Annotated in this window: 17 protein-coding genes; 13 read left to right on the forward strand and 4 right to left on the reverse strand. The window is 70.0% G+C overall.

The features are described from left to right. The first annotated feature begins 11 nt into the window (after positions 1 to 11). From QY307_10125 to QY307_10140, 4 genes are all read left to right on the forward strand, one after another. Positions 12 to 296 (forward strand): type B 50S ribosomal protein L31, encoded by a 285-nt coding sequence (locus QY307_10125; GenBank protein ID WKZ82424.1) that lies wholly within the window; start codon positions 12 to 14, stop codon positions 294 to 296. Further along, positions 297 to 1,229, forward strand: coding sequence for a DUF1385 domain-containing protein (locus QY307_10130; GenBank protein ID WKZ82425.1), 933 nt, complete (start codon positions 297 to 299; stop codon positions 1,227 to 1,229). Beyond that, positions 1,229 to 2,305 (forward strand): peptide chain release factor 1, encoded by a 1,077-nt coding sequence (prfA, locus tag QY307_10135; GenBank protein ID WKZ82426.1) that lies wholly within the window; start codon positions 1,229 to 1,231, stop codon positions 2,303 to 2,305. Before QY307_10130 ends, prfA begins: the two co-directional genes overlap by 1 nt. A 351-nt stretch (positions 2,306 to 2,656) precedes the next feature. After that, positions 2,657 to 2,830 (forward strand): hypothetical protein, encoded by a 174-nt coding sequence (locus QY307_10140; protein ID WKZ82427.1) that lies wholly within the window; start codon positions 2,657 to 2,659, stop codon positions 2,828 to 2,830. Between the two features lie 86 nt (positions 2,831 to 2,916). Here QY307_10140 and QY307_10145 read toward each other — a convergent pair whose 3' ends face one another. The 3 genes from QY307_10145 to QY307_10155 all read right to left on the reverse strand — a co-directional run bounded on the left by QY307_10145 (position 2,917) and on the right by QY307_10155 (position 4,279). Beyond that, positions 2,917 to 3,585, reverse strand: a complete 669-nt coding sequence (locus QY307_10145) for a 50S ribosomal protein L11 methyltransferase (GenBank protein ID WKZ82428.1) — start codon at positions 3,583 to 3,585, stop codon at positions 2,917 to 2,919. 122 nt (positions 3,586 to 3,707) lie between these two features. Further along, the gene (locus QY307_10150) at positions 3,708 to 4,055 is read right to left on the reverse strand and encodes a type II toxin-antitoxin system PemK/MazF family toxin (protein WKZ82429.1); all 348 of its coding nucleotides are present in this window, start codon (positions 4,053 to 4,055) and stop codon (positions 3,708 to 3,710) included. After that, positions 4,055 to 4,279, reverse strand: coding sequence for a ribbon-helix-helix domain-containing protein (locus QY307_10155; protein WKZ82430.1), 225 nt, complete (start codon positions 4,277 to 4,279; stop codon positions 4,055 to 4,057). The genes QY307_10150 and QY307_10155 overlap by 1 nt, the downstream gene beginning before the upstream one ends. Positions 4,280 to 4,435: 156 nt before the next feature. Between QY307_10155 and QY307_10160 the strand changes: the two genes are divergently transcribed. Next, complete coding sequence (locus QY307_10160; GenBank protein ID WKZ82431.1) at positions 4,436 to 5,536, forward strand: DUF222 domain-containing protein; 1,101 nt, start codon at positions 4,436 to 4,438, stop codon at positions 5,534 to 5,536. A 30-nt stretch (positions 5,537 to 5,566) separates the two neighbouring features. Further along, complete coding sequence (locus QY307_10165; GenBank protein ID WKZ82432.1) at positions 5,567 to 7,195, forward strand: PQQ-binding-like beta-propeller repeat protein; 1,629 nt, start codon at positions 5,567 to 5,569, stop codon at positions 7,193 to 7,195. Between the two features lie 9 nt (positions 7,196 to 7,204). On the opposite strand, the gene QY307_10170 is transcribed toward QY307_10165, so the two are convergent. After that, on the reverse strand, positions 7,205 to 9,121 hold the full coding sequence (locus QY307_10170) for a prolyl oligopeptidase family serine peptidase (protein ID WKZ82433.1): 1,917 nt from the start codon (positions 9,119 to 9,121) through the stop codon (positions 7,205 to 7,207). Positions 9,122 to 9,179: 58 nt separating this feature from the next. On the opposite strand from QY307_10170, the gene prmC reads away from it, so the two are divergent. From prmC to atpB, 7 genes are all read left to right on the forward strand, one after another. Beyond that, a complete protein-coding gene (prmC, locus tag QY307_10175; GenBank protein ID WKZ82434.1) occupies positions 9,180 to 9,971 on the forward strand; it encodes a peptide chain release factor N(5)-glutamine methyltransferase in 792 nt (263 codons plus the stop codon). A 101-nt stretch (positions 9,972 to 10,072) separates the two neighbouring features. Then, positions 10,073 to 10,651, forward strand: a complete 579-nt coding sequence (locus QY307_10180) for an L-threonylcarbamoyladenylate synthase (protein ID WKZ82435.1) — start codon at positions 10,073 to 10,075, stop codon at positions 10,649 to 10,651. After that, a complete protein-coding gene (locus QY307_10185; protein ID WKZ82436.1) occupies positions 10,648 to 11,280 on the forward strand; it encodes a hypothetical protein in 633 nt (210 codons plus the stop codon). The genes QY307_10180 and QY307_10185 overlap by 4 nt, the downstream gene beginning before the upstream one ends. Positions 11,281 to 11,317: 37 nt before the next feature. Further along, entirely contained in the window at positions 11,318 to 12,589 is a 1,272-nt protein-coding gene (gene glyA / locus QY307_10190) for a serine hydroxymethyltransferase (GenBank protein ID WKZ82437.1), read from the forward strand. A gap of 34 nt (positions 12,590 to 12,623) precedes the next feature. Then, on the forward strand, positions 12,624 to 12,875 hold the full coding sequence (locus QY307_10195; GenBank protein WKZ82438.1) for an AtpZ/AtpI family protein: 252 nt from the start codon (positions 12,624 to 12,626) through the stop codon (positions 12,873 to 12,875). Continuing rightward, on the forward strand, positions 12,865 to 13,263 hold the full coding sequence (locus QY307_10200; GenBank protein ID WKZ82439.1) for a hypothetical protein: 399 nt from the start codon (positions 12,865 to 12,867) through the stop codon (positions 13,261 to 13,263). Before QY307_10195 ends, QY307_10200 begins: the two co-directional genes overlap by 11 nt. Next, on the forward strand, positions 13,263 to 14,069 hold the full coding sequence (gene atpB / locus QY307_10205) for a F0F1 ATP synthase subunit A (GenBank protein ID WKZ82440.1): 807 nt from the start codon (positions 13,263 to 13,265) through the stop codon (positions 14,067 to 14,069). Before QY307_10200 ends, atpB begins: the two co-directional genes overlap by 1 nt. The last annotated feature ends 4 nt before the right edge of the window (positions 14,070 to 14,073 follow it).

Consider the following 14,073-nt stretch of genomic DNA (forward strand, 5'->3'; position numbering starts at 1 on the left):
GGAGAGACACCGTGAAGCAAGGCATCCATCCCCATTACCGCGAGGTCGTTTTCCAGGACACCTCCTCCGGGTTCAAGTTCCTCACCCGATCCACCATCGACACCTCGGAGACGATCGAGTGGGAGGACGGCAACACCTACCCGCTGGCCCGGGTGGAGATCTCCAGCGCCAGCCACCCCTTCTACACCGGGAAGCAGATCCTGGTCGACTCGGGGGGCCGGGTGGAGCGCTTCCGCAAGCGTTACGGGCGCCAGGGCTTCACCAGCGGGCCCGGCGAGACCGCCCAGGGCGAGTAGGTGTCCCGGTCCCCGGGGGCCACGGTCGGGGGACAGGCCGTCATCGAAGGCGTGATGATGCGCGCCCCATCCAAGTGGGCGGTGGCAGTGCGTCGCCCCGACGGGGTGATCGAAGCCCGGCGCCACGACCTTCCCCGTCTCTCCGCTCGATCCCGCCTGGCCCGCATCCCCTTCGTGCGCGGGGTGATGGTGCTGGGCGAGTCGCTCACCCTCGGGTTCCGGGCACTCACCTGGTCGGCCCGCAAGGCGTCCGAGGAGGAGGGCGAGGAGGAGCTGAAGTCGTCCCACCTGGTCGTCGCCATGCTCGGGGCGCTTGTGGTGTTCGTCGGGGTGTTCATGCTCCTGCCCCTGCTCGCCGCCAAAGGGGCCGAGCGCCTCTTCGGTGAGTCCACCATCGTGTTCAACGTGGTCGACGGCGTCGTGCGCGTGGTCCTCTTCGTCGGGTACATCTGGGCGATCGGGAGGTCGGCCGAGATCAAGCGGGTGTTCGAGTTCCACGGGGCGGAGCACAAGACGATCCATGCCTACGAGGCGGGCGACCCGCTGACCCTGGATGCGATCCAGAAGTACAGCCCCCGCCATCCTCGCTGCGGCACCAACTTCCTGTTGATCGTGATCCTGGTGGCGATCGTGGTGTTCACCTTCGTGGGGCGGCCGTCGCTGGTGTGGTTGGTGGCGAGCCGCGTATTCCTGATCCCCGTGATCGCCGGGATCTCGTACGAGTTGTTGAAGGCAGCCGCCGACCGCAGGTGGATGGCGGCCGTGTCGCGGCCGGGGATCTGGCTGCAGCGGCTCACCACCGCCGAGCCCGACGCCGACCAGGTGGAGGTGGCGGTGGCTTCTCTGCTCGCCGCACTCGACGACGGCGAGAGGGTGGCGGTGGAGGGTCGAGGCCCGGTGCTCCCCGGGGCCCTCGCCTTCGAGGTGACCTGATGGACCCCGGCCTCCTGGCCCGCCTGCAGGAGGTGGAGGCCGCCTTCGAGCAGACCCTCGAGGAGATGGGCGACCCGGCGGTGGCCGGCGACCAGGAGCGCTACGCCGTCATCGCCCGGCGTCACGCCGAGCTGCGCGACGTGGTGGAGGCGTTCCGGCAGTGGCGGGATGCCGAAACCGAGGCGTCCGAAGCCGCCGAGTTGGCCGATGCCGAGACCGAGCCGGGCATGGCGGCCGAGCTGCGGGCCATGGCCGACGAGCGATCCGGTGCCGCTCAGCGGCTGGAGCGCCGCATGCGGGTGATGCTGGTACCCAGGGACCCCAACGACGACAAGGACGTGATCGTCGAGATCCGGGGAGCCGTCGGGGGCGACGAGGCTGCGATCTGGGCGGGGGACCTCTGCAAGATGTACCAGAGGTACGCCGAGGAGCACGGCTGGATCGTGGAGCCGGTCGCCTCGTCCCCCTCGGAGGCGGGTGGATTCAAAGAGGTCACCTTCGCCGTGAAGGGTCGGGGCGCCTACTCCCGGCTCAAGTACGAGGCGGGGCCCCACCGGGTGCAGCGGGTCCCCAGGACCGAGTCGCAGGGCCGGGTGCACACCTCGATCGCCACGGTGGCGGTGCTGCCGGAGGCCGAGGAGGTGGAGGTGCAGGTCGACGACAACGACCTGGAGATCGACGTGTTCCGCTCCACCGGGCCTGGTGGGCAGTCGGTGAACACCACCGACTCGGCGGTCCGCATCACCCACAAGCCGACCGGGCTGGTGGTGACCTGCCAGGACGAGAAGTCGCAGCTGCAGAACAAGGCCAAGGCGCTGCGTGTGCTGCGCGCCCGGCTGTATCAGATCGAGATGGAGCGCCAGCAGGCCGCCCAGGCGGCGGACCGGCGGTTCCAGGTGGGTTCGGGGGAGCGGGCCGAGAAGATCCGCACCTACAACTACAAGGAGAACCGGGTCACCGACCACCGCATCGGTCTCACCATCAAGCGGCTCCCCGAGATCCTCGAAGGCGACCTCGACGAGTTCGTCGACGCCCTCACCCTGGAAGACGAGGCGAGGCGGCTCGGCGGGGGTTGAGGGGCCGGGGTGATGGCTGGTCCCACTACCCCCGGCCTTCTCGGCTGGTGTCTCGCATGGGTGCCCTGGACCGCCGTCTCGGTGGCCCATCATCTCGCCGATCGGTTCCCCGAGGCCTGAGAGCGAACCGGTTGACCTCGACCCCACCCCATGGCACGGTTGCGCGGAGTGACATCTCAGGACGCATCCCGCCTCGATCTATACACTGGCCTCGTCGAAGTCCTTGGACCCAACAGGGCGGACACGCTCATGGCCTACCTTCCGACCACGGATCTTGGCACGCTTGCCACTAGGTCCGACCTCGCAGTGCTGAGGTCCGACCTCGCAGTGCTGAGGTCCGACCTAGGAGTGTTGAGGTCCGACCTCGCCCTGCTGGTCGATCGCGTGTCGGGCATCGAGCAGGCGGTGGTTCGCCTCGACGGGAGGATGACCCAGCGCCTGGACCGACTCTTCCTCGCTCTCGTGGCCGGGCTGTTCGTGGTGGTCGCCGCCATGGCCGGCGCGGTGGCAGCGGCACTGGGATAGTCGGGTCGGCTTCCGGCACGCGAAGTCGCCTACTGGGTTCGGCCGTGCTTGGCCGGGTCGTGTCGAGTGGACACGAGTTCAGGCGTTCAACCCGCAGTGCACTCCCACACCCGTGCGGTCCACAGCATGCGCGACCCCTTCTCGCGGAGCTGCACGATCCGCTCCTTGGCCAGGGCCACCACCACCGGTGCCTCGGCCAGGGCGCGGGGGAGCGGGATCTGCCTCTCGCTCAGCTGGGTGATCTTCCCGTAGATGGTGCGCGCAGCGCGCAGGATCGATCCCTCGTCCTGCAGGCTTCCAGTGGGCAGGAAGAGGCGTCCCCCCGCCCGCAGCCGCTCCCGCGCCGCCCGCAGCATCCGGATCGGCAGCTCGGAGCCCCGCGGGCCACCCCCGCCACGCGACGGGAACCATCCGCTCTCGGCGGCGATGGCATCCGGGATGCCCGAGACGTCGCCGATGATGACATCCGCCTGGACGTCCGCGGGGAGCGGGTCGAAGAGGTCGCCATGGAGGAACGTGATCCGATCGCCGACGCCGTGGCGCTCGGCGTTGCGTGTCGCCAGCTCGGCGACGTCGGGGGCCGAGTCGATCCCGAACACCCTTCGAGCCCCCAGCTTGGCGGCGATGATCGACAGGATGCCCGAGCCGCAACCGACGTCGATCACCTCGTCGCCCTCGGCAACCTCGATGGCCTCGGCGAGGACCGTCGAGATCGTGGAGGGCTGGAAGGTGCTCTCGGAGATCTCGAGGTCCATCGGGCCGCACCGGCCCGTCCAGTGGAAGGTTCCAGCGTCCATGCGTGCCCCCAGGGGTCGGTGCCCTCGGCGAGGACCAGATCAGTGTACGCCCACGGTCGACCTTTGTCGGGGGTGGTTGTTCACAGGGCGAGGTGGAGGCGCAACGCCTCGTCGATCGCAGCCATTAGGGTTGGCGGCACGGATCCGAGCCGGGCGCCGACACGGCCGACGGCGAGCGACCGCACCTGCTCCGCCTGGGCCTTGGAGTCGTGCCCCAGCCCGGTGGCGGCCGAAGGCAGCAAGACTTGGAAGGGGTATAGCCGCGCGACGCTGGTCGAGAGGGGCACGACCGTGATGACTCCCCTGCCGAGACGGGCCGCCGCGGTGTTGGCGCCGTCGTTGGAGACGATCACCGCCGGCCGCCGCTTATCCGCCTCGCCCGACTTGGCTGGATCGAGGTCGACCGAGCGGATCTCGCCGCGCAGCATCAGCGAATGCCCAGCCCGTCGCCGACCACGGCATCCCACGCATCGGCCTGATCGGATCCTTCCCACTCCTCCCAGGCGTCGGCGTACTCCGCACCAAGTTCCTCCGCCCGCAACATGCGCACCGCCCGGTGGACCACAGCCGATCGAGACTCGTAGCCGCGGCTGCGTGCGTAGCGATCGAGGAACTCGACGTCTTCGGCCGGGAGGCTCACGCTCAGCTTCACACCACAATCCTACCTTTGGTATGACCAGAGTACTACCAGGGAGATGCCACCCATCGCCACGGGGTGTGCCCAAGCACTGCGAACCACCCAGCCGCTGCACCACCGCGCCCGTCGGTGCAACGGGTTTCTGTCATACCGGGGTCGTATCTTCGGGGAATGACTGTCCTTCTGGATCGGGTCGACGTGCCGATGTTCACCGAGGACCTCGTGGACCGGCTGGCCGACCGCCGCCGGCAGATCGCAGCCCTCGAGGCCGAATGCGCCGACCTGGTCGCCGAGCTCGTCGAGCGGGCCGATCACGAGGCCCTGGGGCATCGCTCCCTCGTCGGCCTCCTGGTCGATCGCGTGGGCGTCTCCTCTGGCGCAGCCAGGGGGATGATCAGAGTGGCGACCGCCCTCACCGACATGCCAGCCACCCGCCTCGCCCTTGCCGAAGGCGACATCGACCTGCCCCGGGCGCGCTTGCTCGCCTCGGCCCGTGACACCAACCCCGTCCTCTTTGCGCGACATGAGCGCACCCTGGTCGACGCCGCCACCAGCCTGGGGATGACCGACACCACGCGGGCGGTCTCCTACTGGACCCAGCAGGCCAACCTGGGCGCCGCCGAAGCAGGTGCCGCCGCGGCGTGGGACCGCCGCCGCCTCTTCGTGTCGACGGTGGGCAGCGTCGTCCATCTCGACGGCGTCCTCGACCCGGTCTCCGGGCAGGTGGTGATGACCGCCCTCGGGCTCGCCACCGACCGGGGCAACCTCGATCCGTGCGACACCCGCTCCGCCCCCCAGCGGCGCGCCGACGCCCTCGTCGAGATGTGCCGGGACCGCCTCGAGCGGGTCGAGCCCGACGACCCGCGCACCGAGCGGCCGCACGTCATGGTGCACCTCTCTCTGGATGCCCTGGAGGGCCGGGCGGGACGGCCCTGCGAGCTCGACGACGCCGGGGTGATCACCCCGCAGGAGGCCCGGATGCTCTCCTGCGACGCCAGGGTCACCCGGGTGATCACCGGCCCCGACTCCCGGATCGTCGACGTGGGGCGCACCACCAGGGTGGTGTCCACCGGGATGCGCCTCGCCCTCGCCGCACGCGATCGGGGATGCGTGATGCCGGGATGTGGGGCACCTCGCCGTTGGTGCGACGCCCACCATGTGGTCCACTGGGCCGACGGTGGGCCGACCACGCTCGACAACCTGGTCCTGCTCTGCGCCCGCCATCACACCCTGGTCCATCAGGGCCGGGCCTGGATCCCCAGGCGGGAGTGAGCCGCCCCACGCCCATACACTCGCCGTCACATGCCACCGCTTCGCCCCGTCCTGGTCGGAATCCTGATCGCCGGCCTGGTCGCCGCCGTTGCCGTGGGCGCCTTCGTGCTGCTTGGCGACGACACCCCGAGCACCACCGGCACGACCGCTCTCGCCGCCACCACCAGCACCACCGAAGCGGCGCCGGCGACGACCACCACTCCCGCCACCACCACGACCATCGTCCCGTCCACGACCACCACCACCGAGCCGCCCCTGCATCCCTGGGTGGACCGCCGCACCGTGGGGCTGCCCTGGGGAGACACCGTCACCGGCCTGCTCACCTTCCGGGGCAACCCCACCCACACCTTCCACGGCACCGGCCCGGTCCCCGACGATCCGGTGATCCTGTGGCGGTACCCGCAGGGCTCCCCGATGTGCTCGCAGCTCGCCGACTTCGGGGTGGTCTACACCTGGTGTGGCAACGGATGGACCGGCCAGCCGGTGGTGTGGGAGCGGCCCGACGGCGTGGTCGAACTGCTCTCCGGCTCCTACGACGCCCGATTCCACTTCGTCGACACCGCCACCGGGCTGCCGACCCGTGCTCCACTGCAGACCGGGAGCGTCGTCAAGGGCAGCCCCACCCTCGACCCCGATGGCTTTCCTCTTGTCTACTTCGGCAGCACCGACGGCCGGCTGCGGATCGTCGCCCTCGACCGGGGTGAGGCCGAAGAGCTCTGGCAGTTCGCCTCGCCTCCCTTCTCGGAGGAGGGACGCTGGAACACCCACTGGGACTCCGCCCCCCTCGTCGTCAACGACTTCATGTTCGAAGGCGGCGAGAACTCCATGTACTACGTGTGGCGGCTCAACCGCTCCTACGACGCCTCGGGCCTGGTCGCCGTCGACCCGGAGCTCGTCTTCAAGATTCCCACCTGGGACGACGACCTGCTGGCCAAGATCCAGCGGGGCTGCTCCGCCAGCAACCAGGCCCGCTGCACCTCCACCAGCGTCGAATCCACCACAGCCATGTTCGAGGGTCGCATCTACTTCGGCACCTCGGCGGGACGGATCCTCGGGCTGGACATCACCGGCGTCGAGCAGGGCAAGGTCGAGGTGGTGTTCGACTACTGGGTGGGCGACGACTCCGACGGCACCCTGGTGGTCGACCCGGAGGGGATGCTCTACGTCCCTGTGCAGTGGAAGCGGTTCAACGATCGCAGCCGCGAGGTCGGACAGCTGGTCAAGCTCGACCCGTACACCGACGGCGATCCCCGGGTGTGGGGGATGTCCTCCGTCACCGACTCCTCCGCCTACGGGGGGGTGTGGGGCAGCCCGGCGCTGGGGGACGGCGTCGTCTATGTGCTCACCAACAAAGGCAACGTGGTCGCCGTCGATCAGGAGACCGGCGAGGAGCTCTGGTACCACCACATCGGCCCGGCCCCCCGGGTGGGGATGTCGACGGCGCTCACCTCCCCCGTGCTGATCGGCGACGACCTCCTGGTGGCCGGATGGGAGGGCACGCTGCACCGGTTCGACGTCTCCGACCCCCGCAGCCCGACCCTGGTGTGGTCCTTCCCGGTGGGAGGGGCGACCATCGAGGCCACCCCGGCGGTGTGGGACGGAGTCATCTACCTCTTCTCGCGCGACGGATACCTCTACGCCATCGGCGATGCCGGCTGATCGCTCCGGCTACAGGCCGGCGATCTCCATGGGTTCCAGGTCGTCGGCCGGTTCGAAACCGAGCACCCGCCCGTAGAACCACAGTTCCGCCTCCAGCGCCCGCACCTGGGTGGAGGCCGCCCGGAACCCGTGCCCCTCGCCCGCGAACTCCAGGTACCCCACCGGCACCCCCTGCCTCACGAGGGCGTCTCGCATCGCCCGGGCTTGTTCCGGCGGGACCACGCGGTCGTCGGCGCCTTGGAGCAGCAGCACCGGCACCCGGATCGATCCGACCTGCTCGATCGGGGACCGCTCCCGGTACACCTGCCGCTCCTCCGGGTACGGCCCCACCAGCCGGTCCAGATAGCGTGACTCGAACTTGTGGGTGTCGGTGGCCAGGGTCTCCAGGTCGGTTACGGCGTACTGCGCCGAACCGGCGGTGAAGGTCTGGTGCTGCGCCAGTGCCAGGAGGACGGTGAACCCGCCGGCGCTCCCGCCCGAGATCACCAGCCGCTGCGGGTCTGCTCTCCCGGCGGCGGCGAGGTGGGCGGCGGCGAGGGCGCAGTCCCTCACGTCCACCACACCCCAGGTCCCCTCCAGTCGCCGGCGATAGGCCCGTCCGTACCCGGAGGAGCCCCCGTAGTCGACGTCGAGGACGCCGAAGCCCCGGCTGGTCCAGAAGAGGCGGCCCGGGAGCAGGCCCGGGCGCGCCGCGGCCGTGGGTCCGCCATGGATGGTGACGATCACCGGCGGCCGCTCGCCCCCCGGTGCGGTGAACTCCGGGTTCGCCGGCGGGTAGTAGAGGGCGTAGGCCTCGCCGTCGGGTGTGTCGAAGGCGATTCGCTCCGGGATGCTGAGCAGGCCCGGGTCGAACCGCGGCCCCGGGGAAACGTGGATCTCCTCGACCGTTGTGTCGTCGATCCCGACCCGGACCACACCCGTGGTGCGGTCCGGTCCCGAGGCCACCAGGAACACCGCCCCCTCGGCGGCCGCCAGGCTGCTCCCAGCGCCGGCAAAGGGGAGGGCAACGGTCCGTGGCTTCCTTTCCCCGAGGACCAGCAGGGCGTCGCCGTCCGGGCCGCCGAACGCCGCCACCAGCCTCCCGTCGGGCAGGAAGCAGTACCGCGACATGCCGAAGCCCCACTGCGGCACGCCGAACTCGGCGGTCATCGGGGCCAGCGGTTCCGCTTCCTCGCCCCGGTACAGGTTCCACCACCCGGTGCGATCCGACACGAAGTGGATCACCCCGTCCGGTCCCCACTCCGGCTGGAAGATCGACTCGCTCTCGCCCCCGGCCACCAGGTGGGGCGTCGACACCCGGCCCTCGGCCGTCAGGTCGGCCACCCACAGCCCGGTCGCATCCCAGGGCATGTCCGGGTGATCCCATGCCAGCCAGGCGAGCCGGGTGCCGTCGGGGGAGATGCGCGGCGACGAGAAGAAGTCGTGGCCGGAGGCGACCACCTCCACTCCTGACCCGTCGAGGGCGATCCGCACCAGCTCGTTGGTCGGCTCGCCCCCCGTGTCGTGCCGTTCTCGCACCCCGATCGCCCATCGGTTTCGGATCGTCAGATCGGCGTAGCGCAGGCCGCGCGCCGGTTCCGGCTCGGGGGTGATGGGGACCGCCGAACCGTCTACGGACAACCGGTACAGCCGCTGATCGGCGAACGACGAGGCGTAAGCCACTCCTGCCGACGCCGCGTAGGCGCCGCCGCCGTACTCGTGTGCCGAGGTGCGGGTGTTGAACTCGGGCGGTCCGAAGTCGGCGATCACCCCGTCGGGGGTGCGCCGCACCAGGGCGCTGCGGCCGGACTCGATGGGGCGGCTCTCCACCCAGAAGAGGCACCCTTCGTCGGTGGCGAGCCTGTCGGTGATGCGGATTCCGGCGCGCGTGGTGGCCTCGGCGGTGATCGGCGAGGACCAGGTTCCGTACGGGGCTACAGACGGCATGGGCCCAACCTAGCGATCCGGTCCCCGCTCCCGACCCGGGGCGACCTACCCTCGGACCATGACCCTCCCGGCACACGAGATGGACCGTCTGCGACGGGCGGTGACCGGACGCACTCGCGCCGGCCTGGTGCTCGAGCCCGGCCTCTCGCCCGACGAGCAGGCCCGACTCGACGCCCTGGTGGGGCGCCGCCTGGCCGGTGAGCCCCTGCAGTACCTGGAGGGAACGGTCGAGTTCGGCCCGATCACTCTCAGCATGGACCGCCGCGCCCTCATCCCGCGTCCCGAGACCGAACGGGTGTGGGAGGAGGCGGTCGCCTCGCTGCGGGAGGCGGGGCCGGGGACGGTGATCGTCGACCTGGGCACCGGGTCCGGTTGCCTGGCCCTGGCCCTCAAGCACGCCTTTCCTGAGGCCCGGGTCATCGGCATCGACACCTCCGCCGAGGCGCTGTCCCTGGCCAGGGAGAACTCGGTGCTGACCGGTCTCGACGTGGAGTGGCTGCAGGGAGACCTCTTCGAGCCGCTCGACCGGGCTCTGGAGGGGCGGATCGACCTGGTGGTGTCCAACCCGCCCTACGTGGCGACTGGCGACCCCCTACCCCCCGACGTGTTCGACCACGAGCCCCACGAAGCCCTGTTCGCCGGTCCCGGCGGCACCGAGGTTCTGGCCCGGATCGCCGACGAGGCGTTCTGGTGGGTGGGGGTCGGGGGATGGGTGATATGCGAGATCGGCGACACCCAGGGCGCCGCCACTCTCGACCACTTCTCCGCCTTCGACCGGGAGGTGCGCCCCGACCTCGCCGGACGGGATCGCATCCTGGTGGCCCGCCGCGGTGCTTCGTGCTGCGTGTAGAGGGGCGGTCCGTTCGCCCTGCTGAATGAGGGAGCACCCCCGAGAGCGGAGGGGGTGAGCCTGGACCCGCGCGGGGCCCATCACCATGCGATTACCCTGCCGTGTCGTCCATCAAGACTCTAATGTCCTCCACCGCCCTCGCACTCGAAGCGCTCGCCCGTGGTGAGGTGATCGGCTTCCCCACCGACACCGTCTACGGGATCGGCGCCGCCATCAACAGCCGCGAGGGCGTCGAGGCCCTCTTCGAGATCAAGGGCCGCAGCGAGGAGAAGCCGATCCCGGTGCTGGTCGCCTCCCTCTCCGACGCCCGTGGCGTGGGGATGGTCGACGCCGGGGTCGCGCCCCACTGGCCAGGGGCTCTCACAGTTGTGGTGCGTCGCATGCCATCGGTGCCTTCTTGGGTGGGGGACCCCGATGCCGGCACCGTCGCCATCCGGATCCCGGACCACCCTGTGGCCCTGGACCTGCTGCAGCGCTCCGGCCCCCTGGCCGTGACCTCGGCCAACCGGTCCGGCGAGCCGTCCGCCCTCGACGACACTACGGCTCGGGCGTCGTTGGGGGACGCCGTTGCGGTGTATGTGCCCGGCACCTCGCCCGGGGGCAGCGCCTCGACCGTCGTCGACCTCACGGGTCAGACTCCCGTCATCCTCCGCCCCGGCCCAGTGGTCTGGGAAACATGAGCAGGCGCAAGGGCTCCCGAGAGAGGCCCCGGGCGGAGCAGCGGCAGTATCGGGAGAAGTTCACCGGCGGGGGCCGCCGTACCCGGCCTGTCCCAGCGGCGTCTCCAGCCCGAACCGATCCCGGCGAGCCGATCACCCGGGCCAGGCGGTGGGCGGCCGCACTGCTCGCCACGGTCGTCCTCATCGGGGCGTTCGTCGCCGTCGTGATGGCCATCATCGCCCAGGACGAAGGCCGCGAGGAGGCGGCCACTCGGGCCACGGCGGTGGCGGCCGGCCTGGTGCCCGTCGCCCTGGCGGTGTTGGCGATGGTGTCGCGCACGCCGAAGCCGATGCGCCGGGTGCTGCTCGCCACCCCGCTCTCCATCGCCGGTTTCGCCGGCCTGGCCACCCTCCTCCGGGAGCCGGCCACGGCCCTGGTGTTCTCCTTCGGCGTGGCCGGGGCGTTCCTGCTGCGGGCCGATGCCGGCCACCGGGTGACCCTCAGGATCTCGATGGTCTCGCTGGCGGCTGCGGCCACCCTGCTGCTCGCCGTGCTGGTGCCCGAGGCGGCAGTCCTGCTCGCCCCGCTGCTCCCGTTCCCCGCCTCGGTGGCGGCGGACATCCTCGCCGAGTCCCGGCGGGCCGCCTGACCGGCTCCGCTACCCTCGCCGCAGAGGAGGAGGCAGGATGGTTTCGACCCGACCGCTGGAGGAGACCGACCCGGAACTCGCCCGGATCATCGCCGGCGACGTCGCCCGGCAGCGGGGCAACATCCAGCTGATCGCCTCCGAGAACTTCGTCTCGCGCGCCGTCATGGAGGCCTCGGGGTCGGTACTCACCAACAAGTACTCCGAGGGCTACCCGGGCCGTCGCTACTACGAGGGCTGCGAGCACGTCGACGAGGCGGAGAACCTGGCGATCTCCCGTGCCAAGGCGCTGTTCGGCGCCGAGCACGCCAACGTGCAGGCCCACAGCGGAGCCCAGGCGAACATGGGGGTCTACTACGGCCTGCTCCAGCCGGGGGCCAAGATCATGGGGATGCGCCTAGACCAGGGCGGCCACCTCACCCACGGATCCCCGGTCAACTTCTCCGGGATCCTCTACGACTTCGTCTCCTACGGGGTCGATCCCGAAGCCGAAGTGGTCGACATGGAGGAGGTCGCCGAACTGGCGCGTCGGGAGCGCCCCGCGATGATCGTCGCCGGCTACTCCGCCTACTCCCGGCTCCTCGACTGGGGGCGTTTCCGCCAGATCGCCGACGAGGTTGGTGCTTTGCTCATGGTCGACGCCGCCCACGTCATCGGCCTCATAGCCGGCGGTGCCCATCCCAACCCGACGCCCTACGCCGACGTGGTCACCGCCACCACCCACAAGGCACTGCGGGGGCCTCGAGGCGGGATGATCCTGTGTCGGGAGGAGCACGCCGCCGCCATCGACAAGGGGGTGTTCCCCAACGCCCAGGGTGGCCCCCTCAACAACCACATCGCCGCCAAGGCGGTGTGCTTCCACGAAGCCGCAGCCCCCGAGTACCGCGCCTACGCCGCCCAGATCGTGGCCAACGCCGCCGCCATGGCCGATGCCGTCGCCGGCGAGGGCGTTCGGATCGTCTCCGGCGGTACCGACAACCATCTCTTCCTCATCGACCTGCGCTCCGTCGACGACGACCTCACGGGCCGCGACGCCGCCCGGCTGCTCTCGACCGTCGGGATCACCCTCAACTTCAACACCATCCCGTTCGACCCGCGACCGCCGTACAGGGCCTCGGGCCTGCGCGTCGGCACCCCTGCGGTGACCACCGCAGGGATGAAGGAGGGCGAGGTGGCCGAGGTGGGCCGCCTGCTGGCGCGTGCGCTGAGGGAGCGGGCCGACGGCGCTGCGCTGGACGCGGTGCGAACCCGGGTGGGGGAGCTGACCGCCGCCTTTCCTCCCTACCCGCCCGACTTTCCCGGGCACGTGTGACCGACTTGCCCCGCCCGCAGCGGGGGGATACATTGTGAAAGAAATCACAAATAGATCAGAGGGGCGAGGGGTCGGCGGGGGTTCGTACCACGAGGAACTGGGCCGTTCGGTCGCCTCGGAGCACGCCGCCGCCGGGTTCTTCGCCTCGATCCTCGCCGGGATGTTGCTTGGCCTCGGCCTCGACGCCTGGCTGGGCACGGCTCCCGGCCTGGTGATCCTGGGGATAGTGTCCGGATCGGTCATAGGTTTCTGGAGGATGTGGCAGGTGGCGAATCGTGACGACTGACGTCGAGGCGGTACTGGCGCGCCACACCGCCCGCCGGGTGGTGGTGGTCGGCCCGTTGATCATGGGTGCCTTTCTCATCGCCCGGGGACCCGAGGGCGCCCTCGCCGCCGCCATCGGCGTGCTCATCGTCGTCGGATACTTCCTCTTCGGTGGGGCCATGCTCTCGGTGGCGGCACGCATCTCGCTTGGTGCCTATCATGCCGCCGCCCTGCTCGGGTTCTTCATGCGGCTCGGGCTAATCGCCTTGACGATGCTGGTGGTGGCGCGGGTGACCGACATCGATCGGATCGCCCTGGGGATCGCGGTGGTGGTGTCCTACCTCGTCCTGCTGGGATGGGAGACGGTCGCCGTTTCTAGGGGAAGGGAAAGGGAACTGGAGTGGACCTGATGATCTGGGCTTCGGGCTCGTGCGATCCGGCGGTCGACATCATCTGCAAGCCGGAGTTCGTCAACGAGCTGTTCGAGACCCCGGTGGTCTTCAGCATCGGCGGGTTCGACGTCAACCGGGCCATGCTTCTCATGTTCCTCGCCGCCTTCATCGCCATCGCCCTGCTCTTCTTCGCCTTCCGCAAGCCCCGCGTGGTGCCCACCAAGTTCGGCACCGCCATGGAGGGGCTGGTGGGATTCGTACGCGACGAGATCGCAATAGGCATCATCGGCCATGACGGGATCAAGTACTTCCCCTACCTGCTCTCCGTGTTCCTCTTCGTCCTCGTGGGCAACCTCTTCGAGGTCACCCCGCTGATCAACTTCCCGATCACCTCCCGGATGGCGATCCCCGCCTTCCTCGCCCTGGTCACCTACCTGATCTTCGTGGTGGTCGGGTTCAAGAAGAACGGGTTCAGCTACCTGGGCGACATCATCTGGCCCAAGTCGGTGCCGGTGGCGCTGCGTCCGCTGGTCGGTCTGATCGAGCTGGTGTCCACCTTCCTGATCCGCCCGCTCACCCTGGCCGTCCGGCTCTTCGCCAACCTGGTCGCCGGACACGTCATGCTCACCCTCCTGCTTGCCAGCGGGTGGGTGTTCATCTCCCACGTCGCCGAGATCGGCCCCCGCGCCGCCATCGGCCTGGGATGGTTCCTGGTGGGGATGGGGATCTTCCTCTTCGAGATCGCCGTCGCCTTCCTGCAGGCCTACATCTTCACGCTGCTCTCCGCCGTCTACATCCAGACGTCGGTGCATCCGGAACACTGATCGG

The organism is Acidimicrobiia bacterium (genome assembly GCA_030584185.1).
Classification (GTDB): Bacteria; Actinomycetota; Acidimicrobiia; order Spongiisociales; family UBA11373.

Bases quoted from the DNA above. Each gene is read 5' to 3' on its own strand.
- prfA (WKZ82426.1), top strand. From the start codon at position 1,229: ATGGACCCCGGCCTCCTGGCCCGCCTGCAGGAGGTGGAGGCCGCCTTC.
- QY307_10145 (WKZ82428.1), bottom strand. From the start codon at position 3,585: ATGGACCTCGAGATCTCCGAGAGCACCTTCCAGCCCTCCACGATCTCG.
- QY307_10150 (WKZ82429.1), bottom strand. From the start codon at position 4,055: ATGCTGCGCGGCGAGATCCGCTCGGTCGACCTCGATCCAGCCAAGTCG.
- QY307_10160 (WKZ82431.1), top strand. From the start codon at position 4,436: ATGACTGTCCTTCTGGATCGGGTCGACGTGCCGATGTTCACCGAGGAC.
- QY307_10165 (WKZ82432.1), top strand. From the start codon at position 5,567: ATGCCACCGCTTCGCCCCGTCCTGGTCGGAATCCTGATCGCCGGCCTG.
- QY307_10170 (WKZ82433.1), bottom strand. From the start codon at position 9,121: ATGCCGTCTGTAGCCCCGTACGGAACCTGGTCCTCGCCGATCACCGCC.
- prmC (WKZ82434.1), top strand. From the start codon at position 9,180: ATGACCCTCCCGGCACACGAGATGGACCGTCTGCGACGGGCGGTGACC.
- QY307_10185 (WKZ82436.1), top strand. From the start codon at position 10,648: ATGAGCAGGCGCAAGGGCTCCCGAGAGAGGCCCCGGGCGGAGCAGCGG.
- glyA (WKZ82437.1), top strand. From the start codon at position 11,318: ATGGTTTCGACCCGACCGCTGGAGGAGACCGACCCGGAACTCGCCCGG.
- atpB (WKZ82440.1), top strand. From the start codon at position 13,263: ATGATCTGGGCTTCGGGCTCGTGCGATCCGGCGGTCGACATCATCTGC.